We start from the raw sequence: 12,938 nt of genomic DNA, 5'->3' as shown, positions 1-12,938 counted from the left end.
GAAACAAATCTGCTCCTCTGAAAAAACTTTGGGGGAAAGTAGTTCTATATAGTTCACAGGGGAGATGGGCTATATAAATCAAACTTAATACTATACTATTTTGGATGGGCACACTAAAATAGCGAAAAGTAATACTATTTTATCTTATATACCGGTTCTTTGCCGCATCCCACTTTGGTTGGGAAATAAGCAGTCATCTCTGGTGTCTGTTATTGCAATAAATATCCATTGGCGACTCTTAAAGGCTAATCTTAAAGTAATTCTTGAATGACATCTTTCCTTGAAGAGTAGCCCCCGAGGTGAAATGAAGCTTGACACCTCAGGGACTACTTTCCAATAGGATTCTGGGAATTTCATAGTGCTTTATTATTGGTATCCCTGAACAAATCCACTAACTCCCAAAAGCTGCCTGGTTCCTGCATCTTCCAATAAATCAATAATTTACTGAACCAATGACCTAAATAAAACCGCCCTTAGGCTTTTACCCCATTAACCGGCTTCCTAAAGTCTGCCCAAATCAGATAGTCTGGGCAAGAACCTTAGCCATCAGTGTGGCTTGCATAGCCTTTTTCTTATGGAGATTCTATCGGACTATTTCACTGCCCATTCATGGATACCTGTCGCAGCTTCCTTAGGCAACTGGATCTCCATCCGCAGGGCGGTGGTTTTCACCGGGGCGAACTTGACTATATTGTATTTGTCCTTGGAAACCTCATAGGTGGTAGTATTTTTCACAGGCACCCATTTATCACCTTGCTTGTAGAAGATCTGGTACGAGGCCGGGATGGTGCATCCACCCCATGGACTGTCATCAAACCAATACACCTTAGATTCAGAAACGGTATGCTCCCCGTCGAAGTCCAGCTGAACAAACTCTTTGGTGTTTTTGTTTGGCCACCAGTGCAGGTACGGGTAGTTGGAGTCGCGGGAATCCTGAGGATCGTATTGGTCTACTAAGGCGGCCAGGGTTCTGGTGTTCTTGAGGGAGGCCGAGATCTTACTGGTGGTAGCGATGGTTGGTGCCGGTTGCGGCTTGGCAGCAGAGGCCTCATAGGGTACCCACACCGTCATGTCCACCGGACCGCGGTTGGCCCAGGAGAAATACGGAATGGCTTTCACGGCCTGTTCCGTTTGCAGCAAGGCGGTGGTGTTGGCCTGCCGTTTGGTGCCAACGCCGTTAGTCTTGATCACCTGTACACCCTTCAGCAGGCTCGCCTCGAAGGTTTCCTCCACAGGGGCATTTTTGTCCACCAGGATATTGTGCACCAAGTTGTCTTTGTTATCAGGGCCTTCCAGGCAGTACACCAAGGGGCCGCGCTGGAAGGAGAACTTGCCTATGTCGTCTTTTACATTCTGGTTCGCCAGCACTTTCTCGGTTTCCATGGGCAGGTCCAGCGTGATTTTATCCCCTTTTTTCCATTTCCGCTTCAAAACGGCATATCCTTTCTCGGTACTGTATTGGATGGGTTTTCCGTTCAATTTTAGAACGATTGGCTTCAAAGTGGCATCGGCGAAGGTGTACAGGTCTCCGGGCACCGGTTGTTGCTGCGCCCAACCGGGAATCCTAACCCTGAGGGTGAAATCCTTGTTTTTCTGAGGGTCTACCTCCAAGTCAACGGTTCCGTTCCAGGGGTAATTAGTGGTCTGTTTCACCTTCACCCGGCCTGCGGGCAGGCTGATGTCGCTGGCGCTGGTCATGAACAGATTCACGTACAGGTCATTGTTGTTCTGGGCATACACGTAGCCTGGCACCGATGGCAGGAAGCGCGTCATGTTGGAGATGCAGCAGGCGCAGCTGAACCACTCGCCCCGTTGGTGTTGCCCCATGGAGGCCAGCGGATTGGGATAGAAAAACCTGTTTCCGGTGAGGGAAATACCGGACAGCAGCCCATTGTACAGCGTTCTTTCCAGCACGTCAATGTATTTGGCGTCACCGTGCAGCAGGAACATGCGGTTGTTCCAGTACACGTTGGCGATGGAGGCGCAGGTCTCGGCGTAGGCCGACATGTTGGGCAAATCATACGCCTTCCCAAAGGCCTCCCCGGCTCCTGTGGCCCCGATGCCACCAGTGATGTAGAGTTTCTTGTTGACCACATCGTTCCAGATGGCGTCAATGGCTTTCAGGTAGCTTTTGTCCCCGGTGAGCGCCGCGATGTCGGCCATAGCGGTGTACATGTAGGTGGCGCGTACTGCGTGGCCCACCGCTTCCTGCTGGTCCACCACCCGGGCGTGCGCCTGGTTGTACTCGGTTCCTTTGGGTCCGCGCACGTCCAGGAAGAACTTGGCCAGATCCAGGTACTCTTTCTTGCCCGTGATTCTATACAGTCTCGCCAACCCGATCTCCACCACCTGATGGCCCGGATATTTTTCCTCTTTGCCGTACCCGAAGTCCTTCACCAGCAGATCGGCATTTTTGATGGCGATGTTCAAAAGCGACTTTTTACCGGTGGCCTGGTAATGCGCGACCGCCGCCTCAAACAAGTGACCCGAGTTGTACAACTCATGGCTGAGTTCCTCCTCTTTCTCCCAGCGCTTGGATCCGATCCACTCGTGGGGCTTGGCCGCCTTCACCGTCCGGAAAGTGAACAGGTATCCGTCGGGCTCCTGCGCGTCCCCGATGATGGTGATCAGGGAATCCACATAGGCATCCAGCTTGGGATTTTTCTGCACCTGCATGGCGTAAGAAGCGCCCTCTATGACCTTATAAATATCGGTATCATCGAAGGTAAATTGGCTGAGTTTATCGCCTCCCAGTTTGCCAGCTGCCCGCAGGAAATTGTCGATGCGGCCCTGTTCCCGGCTTTTCTCCAGCGTGTGCGGAATGGTCACCGTGGCATTCACCAGCATCTTGGGCGCCCAGAACTCATCGTGCACATGCACGTGCGTGAACGGCACCGGCTGGATGGGATAGTCATTGTGCTGATGCTGCGCCACCACAGGTTTTGCGAGAAACACAAACCCGGTGAGGGCAACGGCCATGAATCTGTTTATGAACATAGTGTCAAACATTAAACTTTGGATACTGGGAAAGATGGAAGACCGGAACAGGTCTGCCAGCATAATATCGTGTCTAAAAGACACCTTTCATCTAACCAAATTTAGATTTCCCAAATCATTTTCCCTGACCGGATATTAGCCAATGCTTCCACCATATTAACATGGAGGTAACATAGAACTCTGTCGAGTATGCGAAACTCATTTTAAACCTAATTTTCTAAAAACACTTTTAACCCACATTTGAGCAAAATGCTGAAAAACAAAACGGTTACCTTCGCATCTGTAGGTAACCGTTCTTGATTCTTTATGATGTTCCGTTTTGGGGCTGTTTCCTGGAAAACCGACGGAAAGTCAGGCTCTCACCTGTATACATTCCTCAGGGAAAATAACCTTGCAATTTGCGACAAAGTCTGGTTATTGCCGAGGTGCTATTACCCCTCTGAAATCCTGAATTCTTCCATATTCCTTGGAACGGGGTTTCCCAGCAGCCTGCTTCCCTCCGGGGTGATCAGAAAATCCTCCTCGATCCTGATGCCGCCGAAGTCTTTGCAGCCCGCCACCAGGTCATAGTTAATGAAATCTGCGTGCACCTTCTCCCCTGCCCACAGATCGATCAGATCGGGGTTGAAGTAGAGACCGGGCTCCACTGTCAAAACAAAACCGGGTTCCAGGGCGCGGGCCAGCCGCAGGGACTTCAGCCCAAACTGGGTACTCTTTTTCTGGTCCTCGGCGTAGCCTACGTATTCCTCGCCCAGGTCCTCCATGTCATGGGTGTCCAGGCCCAGCATGTGGCCCAACCCGCACGGGAAGAACAAGGCGTGCGCACCTTGGGCCACCGCTTCCAGCGAGTCACCCTTCATGAGACCGAATTGCTTGAGTCCGTCTACGAGCGAGGCACAGGCCCGCAGATGCACATCTTTGTAGTGCACGCCGGGTTTAAGCATGCTCACGGCTTGTTCATAGGCCGTCAGCACCACGTCAAACATTTCCTTCTGCCGGGTCGAGAAGGCCTGGTTCACCGGAAAAGTACGGGTCATGTCACCGGAGTAATGCATGGCCGAAGCCGCGCCGCAGTCTACCAGCACCAGCTGTCCTTCCTGCAGCATAGTGGGGCTGTAATGGTTGTGCAGGATCTGGCCGTTCACCGTCAGGATGGTGGGGAAGGCCAGGTTCCCGCCGGCCTTGATGGCGATGGCCTGCAGCTGTCCCGCCAGCTCGGCTTCGGTCATTCCGGCTCGGGCTGTGAGAGCGGCTGTTCTCAGCATCTCCCCGGTAGTGTTGATGCCCTTTTCGATTTCCACTACCTCTTCCGGGGTTTTGATGGACCGCTGCGCCACGATGGCTTTGATCAACGGCACCGATACCATTGACTTGATGGCTACTGGAGACGTTTGCAGCCAGGAACATAGTTTCAGCAGGTTCTCAGGACGGTAAGGCGGCAGAAAATGGATTTCACGCTTTTTCGCCAAAGCCTCCCGGAAATAGGATTCCAGCGAAGACAGCGGATTGGTCGCGAAAACCCCTACTTCGCTGGCCTGTTCCCGGATGGATTTCTGCGGCCCCATCCACACGATGTCGTCCGGCGTCAGTTCATCCCCGAAAATCACCTCGGCATCGTCCTCCACGTCTATCACCGCCATCAGCCCGGCCCGGTCAATCCCGAAGAAGTACAGGAAGGTGCTGTCCTGCCGGAAAGGATACCAATTGTCTTTGTAGTTCATGCTGCTCTGCTCGTTGCCCACCAACACAATCAACCCGCCTCCTACCTGTTGTTTCAGCCGGTTTCTCCGGCTGACATACGTTTCCTTGTTGAACATATTTTTATCTCATATCAAGTGCCCGAACCTCACCGGAAACGCTTCCGGCGATTCCATCAGGCACACCCTGTTTCTTCAATTATTTCTGAATACCGCTGCCGCTCAGGGCCGAAGATGCGGAACCGTTTTAGGGTAATTTACTAAAAACAACCCTAAAACGGCTCTCGACGCTCTTTGCTTTTCGGTTGAGCCTGCGGCTGGGCAGTTCCCTTGATAGGCTTTATCAAGAACTGCACTTCATAAGAGGCGTACGGCAACCGGTATTTTTCCAAGGGCCAGGAGCGCCAGCTGTCCACCCCACCTACGCCCATCTGGGCCGCATCTATGTTGAGCTGGGTTTGAGGCCTAGGCTTCAGCTCGGCGGCGTGTCGCTGCTGCTTCTCCTCGCCGTCATCTAAATCCTGGTCAAAGTAATGCAGGGCACTCATGCTGAGGGGGTTGTCTGAGCTTACCAGCAACCCATTTCCAGCGCCATTCGTGACTTTGTACCAGCGGATATCGGTTTTGTTTCCGGTCTCCTGCGGACGAACGTAGGGGAAATACTGCTCCGCCACGGTTTGCTTGTACACGCCCAAATGGGCGCTGAAATTCCGGTCTTGGTAGTTCTCGTGCGGACCTCGGCCGTAGAACTCCACGGCGTTGAAACCGGCCGGCAAGATCCACTGCATTCCGAACCGGGGCAGCATCGCCACTTTCTTGGTGGTATCAGCCTGCAGGTGCTGCCGTACCAGCATCTCACCGGCACTGTTCAGCATGTACTGCACCGATAGCTGACCAGACACTTCCGGAAGCGTGTATACCGCCTCCACGGTCACCACCTTGTTCTTTTCTGAGGACGTGAGCTTCTGCAGTTGGGCCTGCCGCGGAACGTTTTTCCAGACCTTCAGCTTGGTTTGCAGTCCGGCCCCGAAGTCGTTGTCGTTGGGCGCCCGCCAGAAATTGCTTTTAAGGGCAGTTCCGGCCTCCAGATAATTCACTCCCTCTACCACGTACTGGCTTAGCCAACCGGATTTCTTGTCAAAACTGATGGAACCGGAGGCCAGGGGAATGGTAAGCGCATTCGCGGATTCTTTTACCTGCAAGGCTGCTTGTCCCTTTAAAGCCAATGGTTGGGGGGCGTTCTTGCGCAGCGTCAATTGCTCCGTGGCGATGATGTGGCCGGCGGGGACCAGGGGCTCAGCGTTCTTGAGTTTGTAGGTCAGATTCAGGAAAACTTCGCCGGAGTTGGGCAGCTTGACGGGCACGTTCACCTGGGCTGTTTTCTGCGGACCCACCTCCAGCCGGTTCACCACGCCAGACTTTTTCCTGACGCCATCCACCACCAGTTCCCACTCCAGTTTCACATTCTCCAGCCCGGTAAACAGCTTCTCGTTGTACACCGCAAGGGTGGTGGGGTTCACCAAGGTGGAATGAATATCCTGGTACACCTTTTTCATCTCCCAGGCATGAGGATACGGCTGCCGGGTGGCGTAGAAGATGCCGTTGCAGACGAAGTTCTTGTCTGAGGGAATGTTCCGGTCTTTGGGGCCGTAATCGCCGCCATACATGTAAATGGTATCGCCGGCGGCATTTACTTCCTGAAAAGCCTGGTCCACGAAATCCCAGATAAAGCCTCCCTGGAACGCGTGCTTGTTCTCCCGGATCAGCTGCCAGTAGTCTATGAAATTGCCTAGGGAATTGCCCATGGCGTGCGCGTACTCACACATGATAAAAGGACGCGCCGGCGTGGGATTCGCTATAGCGTAGGCGGCCATTCCCTCAGGCGTGGGGTACATGGGAACCACTATGTCTGAGTTCCACTCCCAGGTAAAGGTCTTGTAATCGGCCACGGCGCGCTCGTACTGGACCGGACGGGAAGCATCGCGGGCTTTCATCCAAAGGTACGAACGGTAGAAGTTGTACCCGTTTCCGGCCTCGTTTCCCATACTCCAGACAATAATAGACGGGTGGTTTTTGTCCCGCTCCATCATGCGCTGCACCCGCATGAGGTGGGCATCCTCCCAGGTGGGTTTATTGGCGATGGTCTTGGTGATGTCATATCCCATGCCGTGCGATTCAATGTTGGCTTCGTCAACCACGTACAGGCCGTAGGCATCGCAGAGCTCGTACCAGTACTCGTCATTGGGGTAATGGCTGGTGCGCACCGCGTTGATGTTGAACTGCTTCATGAGCTTGATGTCGCGAAGCATGGCTTCTTTGGAGATGGTCTGGCCCGTTTTAGGATCGGTTTCGTGGCGGTTCACGCCTTTCACCAAGACTGGCTTGCCGTTGACCAGCAACTTTCCGCCTTTGATCTCCACCTCCCTAAAACCCACCCGCTGCGGGATGATTTCGGTGATGTTTCCTTTTTCGTCTTTTAGCCGGATCACGGCGCTGTACAGGTTCGGGGTCTCGGCGGACCAGAGTTTAGGAGCGGTTACCGCCAAATCAAAGACCGCCGAATCTGAGTTGAAGGCGATTTGCTGCTGCTTGATGAGTTTCTTCCCGTCCATAAGCTGGAAATCGGCGGAGATGGGCTGCGTAGGTTTCCCGTTCAGTTTGAGTTTCACCCGGAGGGAAGCGTTTTTGTAAGCATCGTCCAGATCAGGGGACAGTTCCACATCATACAGGTGCTCCGGGTTGCGGGCCAACAGGTAACAGTCGCGGGTGATGCCGCTGATGCGCCACATGTCCTGGTCTTCAAGGTAGCTGCCGTCACACCAGCGCATGAGCTTCAGGACAATGAGGTTCTTGCCGGGTTTCAGATAAGACGTGACGTCGAAATCAGAGGGTAGTTTGCTGTCCTCGCCGTAACCCACGTAGGTGCCGTTCACCCACACTGCCAGGTTCGATTTGGCCGCCCCGATGTGCAGCACCACCTGCTTGCCCTTCCAGTTTTGGGGCAAGGTGATCTCGCGGCGGTACACGGCCGTGGGGTTTTCCTGCATGGGCACCACCGGCGGCGTGGGCGGCATGAGATAGACAAACTCGTACCCGCCGCTGGAGTAGATGGGAAAACCGTAGCCATTAAGTTCCCAGTTACCCGGCACCTGGAAGGTTTTCCATTGGCTGTCGTTGAAATCCGTTGCTTCAAAGCGGGCGGGCAGGTCGGCGGGGTTCTCCACCCATTTGAACTTCCACGCGCCGTTCAAACTCAGGTAATTACTCGAAGTTTTCCAATCCGCTTTCTGCAAGGCCGCCTCTGATTCATACACTTCATACGAACTGTGCATGGGCATGCGGTTCTCCTCGTTCCGGCGTTCATCCAGCCACATAGGTGCCTGCGCCTGGGCCGAAACACCGGAAATTAGGAACACCAACGGAGCAATTCTTCTGAAAAGAGAGACAAGGGATGCAAACACCAACGGAGCAATTCTTCTGAAAAGAGAGACAAGGGAAGCAGGATGAAAAGAAAAAGTCATGATGTTTAATCAAAAGCTACCAGCTTGAGCTTTAAAGCTGTTTTACCAAAAGGAAGCCAAAAACCGGCAGAAATTATTCGTTAGCAGAATGTAGTCTCGGATGTAACCTACTCCCGCCTTTATCAAGTAAATGGCCTAAAATCAGCATACCTCCCCTTCGCTTTGTCATCCTGAAAGAATCTCGGTGGCGATGGATAGTAGCGTCTGAACGTTGCTTTATTAGTCCGGCCACAAGATCTTTCCAAGATGACAAGAGGTGTTATTTAACTTGTATCACTACCTAGGTTAAGCCAATTTTTGAAAAATAGTCCTAAAACCGGGTAGGGTTATTCTACCGGCCGGAGGATGGCTGCCCAGCCGCCCCCGCCGCTCATGTTCACCTGGATCGTCTCCCCGGTTTTCACTGTTTTGGTTTCTATTTTGTAGTCCTGCGGATGGCGGTCAGCGTTGATGCCGTCGCGGAGTACTTCCATGCGGTAGGTCTTCCCATCCAGAAAGGCCAAAGGAAGGCTCAGTTCCCGGGCATCCCAATCGGTCATGCCCCCAATGTACCAATTCTTACCGTGTTGACGCGCCATCAGGACGTACTTGCCGGCCTCCCCTGCCAGGGCCACTGTTTTGTCCCAGGTAGTGGGGATCTGGCTGATGAACCTGGTGCAGTCCGGGTCTTTGAGGTAATTGGTAGGGCTGTCTGAGAGCATCTGCAGTGGGCTTTCGTAGACCACGTACATGGCCACCTGGTGCGCCCGGGTACCCTGGCTCATGGGTTGGTTGAACACGTCTTTGAAGCCCACCTTGGTGGCGTTCACCATGGCGCCCGGCGTGTAATCCATAGGGCCGGCCACCATGCGGGTAAAAGGCAACGTGACATTGTGGGTGGGGGTGATGATGTCGCTCCACTTGTTGTTCTCCAGCCCTTTCACGCCCTCGTAGCTTAGTACGTTGGGGTACTTCCGGTTCAGCCCCACGGGTTTGTAGGCACCGTGCAAATCCACCAGCAGCTGACGCTGAGCGGCGGCTTTGGCCACGCGCTCATAGTAGTTGACCATATACTGATCGCCGCGGGCCATGAAATCGACCTTCACGCCTTTCACGCCCCATTTAACGAATTGGTCCAGAATTCCGTTGATGTCTTTGTCCAGCGTGTTCCACAGCGCCCACAGAATCACGCCCACGTTCTTGCTGTTGCCGTATTGCACCAGCGCGTTCAGGTCCAGGTCTTTGTTGGGCGCCATCAGGTTGGTGGTGGCCGCCGACCAGCCCTCGTCCAGGATGATGTACTCCAGGCCGTATTTAGAAGCGAAGTCGATGTAGTATTTGTAGGTGTCGGTGTTCACGCCGGCCCTGAAATCCACGCCGTACACGTTGTTGAAGTTGTACCAATCCCAGGCGACTTTGCCGGGCTTGATCCAGGCGGTTTGCTGCAGTGCGTTGGGGGAGGCCAGTCTGTACACCAGTTCCGTTTCCAGCAGGCCTTTGTCATCGGTAACGATAAGCGTGCGCCAGGGGAACGTTCTTTTCCCGGAGGTGCGGGCGATGTACCCGGCTTTGCGGGTAATCTGCTCGGCCCGGTCGCTGCGGGGTTTCAGTTGGGATTCCAGGATCACCTTGGGGAAGGCTGACTTCAAACCGGTTCCACCCGTCCCGAAGAGAAACAGATTGGGGTAGTCGTACAGGTCAGATTCCGTCAGTAGCACTTTAGTGCCCTTCGCAGAGGTGAACAGCAAAGGCAGGTACCCGTACTGCTGGCTCCCGATGGAGGCCACCGTGGTGTCTTTGAACGTAGCCTCGTAATGCGACTGAAACTCCGGATCGGTTTCCTGGGGCCAGTACACCTGGTAATTGCCGCCCATCTGGAAATCGGCGGTTTCGTGCTGCACCTCTATTTCTCTGGCGGGAAGATTAGTCTCAAACCGATAGGCAGCCCCATCGTTGTACGCCCGGAAATGCACCACGTAGCCACCCTTGCACTGCAGTTTCAGCTCGTTGTATACATCCGGAATGGAGCGGTTCTTTACCGGCACCACCGCCATGATGGTTTCCTTCACTGATCTTCGGGCATCCTTCTGCACCACCGGGTTCACGCCCAGCTTCTCCCCCGTGATCAAGGTCATGCTCAGCGGGCTGGGCAACAGCACCGTCTCCCCTTTCCGGGCCACCGACCATTTGATGACATCGGTGACGGATATCTTCACCTGGATATTTTTATCGGGTGAGGTAAGCAGGTAGTCTTTCGCGGAGGCGGCGGAGCTGGTGAACCAGAGACACAGTAACAGGACCAGAATTTTCCCGAGGAGATTGCGTTGCATGGAGTATCGTTTCGTTTGCTCAAGGCTGGGCTCGAGCTGTTTTAGGTCTGATTTCTGAAAAACCGCCTTAAAAGGTATTTAGTAAAAACCAAAAAAGCCTACCGCCCACCCGGTGGACAGTACTGCCTCAGGTAATTGGTGAACAAGGTAGCCAGGTGTTCCGAGGTGCCTTCGCCCTCTGAAATACTGTGCGACCGGTTGGGGTACGGCATCATCTGGAACTGCTTGTTGTGCTTGATCAACTCGTTGATGAGCTGCTCGGCGTTGTTGTAATGCACGTTGTCGTCGCCGGTGCCGTGGATGTAGAGCAGGTTGCCTCTCAGGTTTTTGGCATGCGTGATAGGCGATCCGTTCACGAAAACTTCCAGGTTCTCCTGCGGCAGCCCCATGTAGCGTTCCTGGTAGATATTGTCATAGGTAAGCTGGTTGCCCACTGCGGCCACGGAGATGCCCGTTTTGTAGATCTGCGGGTATTGGAACAGCAGGTTGAGCGTAGCCGAGCCGCCGCCGCTCCAGCCCCACACCGCTACCCGGGAAGTGTCCAGAAAAGGCTGTTTCAGGATCTCCTGCGCCGCCATCGCCTGGTCTTTGATGTTGAGGCGACCTACCTGGCGGTAGATGCTTTTTCGCCACTCCCTTCCCTTCGGTCCCGGCGTGCCCCGGTTGTCTACCGACACGTACACGTAGCCATCCTGCGCCATGCTGCCGTTGTACAGATGGTTCATGCCGGTGCCATAGGAGTCCAGCACCGTTTGGCCGGCGGGCTCGGTGTAGACCTGGAATACCACCGGGTATTTCTTCTTGGGGTCAAAGTTGGTGGGCTTTACCATCCAGGCATCCATCTCCACGCCTTCGGAGGTTTTCACCTGGAAGAACTCCACCGGAGAACTCGCTTTTTTGGCCTGGGCAAGGGCCTGCTCCACCGCACTGGTGCCGCCCAGGGCTTTATGGTCGGGCAGGGAAATGGATTCTGAGGCGGGTCTGGTGTAATGGTTGGAGAAACTGTGGAAGGCGAACTTAGCGTTGGGCGACACGGTGTACTGGTGCGTACCCGGTTGCGAAGCCGGTGAAAGCCGCTCCAGTTTGCCTTTGCCGTTCAGCTTTACGCGGTACAGGTATTTCTGGGTGGCATTCTCCGGGGAGGCCATCACGTATACATAGCCCTCCGGCTCGTTTAAGTTCACGATGGACATCACGTCATAGGCGCCTTTGGTGATGAGGGTTTCCTTTTTGCCGTCGCGGCTCACGCGGTACAGGTGGCGCCAGCCGTCTTTCTCGCTCGCCCACAGGAACTCTTTCCCGTTGCTGAGCCAGTCCCAACCGCCGTTGTTGTAATTGCTGTCCCAGGTGGAAATCACGTCAATCCAGGCCTGGTCTTTCTCAGAGTGGATGTTGGTGGCTTTGCCGGAAGCGGCGTTGCAAAGAAACAAACGGCTTTCGTTCTGTTTGCGGTTCAGTTGCTGCAGGATGATCTCGTTGGCGTTGGCCGCCCACTCCATACGAGGCACATAATTCTGGCGGGGATCACCGGGCACGTCCATCCATTTGGTAGCACCGGCTGCCACGTCTATGACCCCAATCTTGTAAGGCGAAGGCGCCTCTCCCGCCGAGGGGTACTCTACCGGTAGCACTTTGGAATAGACGCCATCGGTGAGGTTGAACATGAAGTAGTCTTTCACGTCGGAGGCATCTATCTGCCAGAAGGCGATCTTCCTGCTATCAGGGCTCCAGCGGAAACCATCACGGCAAGCGAACTCTTCTTCATAGGCCCAGTCAAAGGTGCCGTTAATGCGCTTGCGGGTTCCGTCGGTGGTGAGTTGCGTTACCTTTTGTGAGGCGATGTCCTCCGCATAGATATTGTTCTCGCTCACGTACGCCACCTGCTTGCCATCCGGAGAGAACTTCGCGAACATGAGCGAGGAAACCGGACGACCCGCGCCCAGCTGCTGTAGTTTCTTCGTTTGTCGGTCATATACCCAGTAGTCGCCGCGGGTGTGGTAACGCCAGACTTTTTGGGTGTTGGTAAACAGCAGCACCTTCTGCTCGTCGCCTGAAATTGCGAAACTGCGCACCTTCAGTGACTCGGATTTCCCGGCGGGCATCAATTGTCCTTTCTCCACCAGCACCTGTTTGGTTTTCCCGGGCAGGGTATACGCGGTGATGTTCCCTTCCTCCGGCACCACATAGGTATTCCCGGACTTGAGCCAAAACACGCCGCCGCGTTGCTGCGCAAAGCTTGGCAGGCACAAAACCAGCAGTAAAATGGGTGAAAGAAAAAGCGGTTTCCCGAAAATGTCATGCAACCTATTCATATCTCTAGAGGATGTTTCACCTGCAGTATCGTGTATTTTAAAGGAGCCTCCAAGTCTCGGTTTTGGACAGCCCTTGTTTTCGGCCTGATTTCCTTAAAACAG

5 protein-coding genes are annotated in these 12,938 nt (G+C 54.1%); all 5 read right to left on the bottom strand.

Going from position 1 to position 12,938, the window contains the following annotated elements; all coding sequences use genetic code 11:
• Positions 1-591: 591 nt before the first annotated feature.
• Positions 592-2,997, bottom strand: a complete 2,406-nt coding sequence (locus tag JT719_RS22940) for a glycoside hydrolase family 127 protein (RefSeq protein WP_242693426.1) — start codon at positions 2,995-2,997, stop codon at positions 592-594.
• A gap of 431 nt (positions 2,998-3,428) precedes the next feature.
• A complete protein-coding gene (locus tag JT719_RS22935) occupies positions 3,429-4,814 on the bottom strand; it encodes an aminopeptidase P family protein (protein ID WP_207436097.1) in 1,386 nt (461 codons plus the stop codon).
• A 152-nt stretch (positions 4,815-4,966) separates the two neighbouring features.
• Positions 4,967-8,215 (bottom strand): beta-galactosidase, LacZ type, encoded by a 3,249-nt coding sequence (lacZ, locus tag JT719_RS22930; RefSeq protein WP_207436096.1) that lies wholly within the window; start codon positions 8,213-8,215, stop codon positions 4,967-4,969.
• A 326-nt stretch (positions 8,216-8,541) separates the two neighbouring features.
• A complete protein-coding gene (locus JT719_RS22925) occupies positions 8,542-10,524 on the bottom strand; it encodes a glycoside hydrolase family 97 protein (RefSeq protein ID WP_207436095.1) in 1,983 nt (660 codons plus the stop codon).
• A gap of 98 nt (positions 10,525-10,622) precedes the next feature.
• Positions 10,623-12,836 (bottom strand): S9 family peptidase, encoded by a 2,214-nt coding sequence (locus tag JT719_RS22920; RefSeq protein WP_207436094.1) that lies wholly within the window; start codon positions 12,834-12,836, stop codon positions 10,623-10,625.
• Positions 12,837-12,938 lie beyond the last annotated feature (102 nt).

This window comes from Sabulibacter ruber (genome assembly GCF_017355955.1).
GTDB lineage: Bacteria > Bacteroidota > Bacteroidia > Cytophagales > Hymenobacteraceae > Nibribacter > Nibribacter ruber_A.
This window is presented reverse-complemented; position numbering and strand designations above follow the sequence as displayed.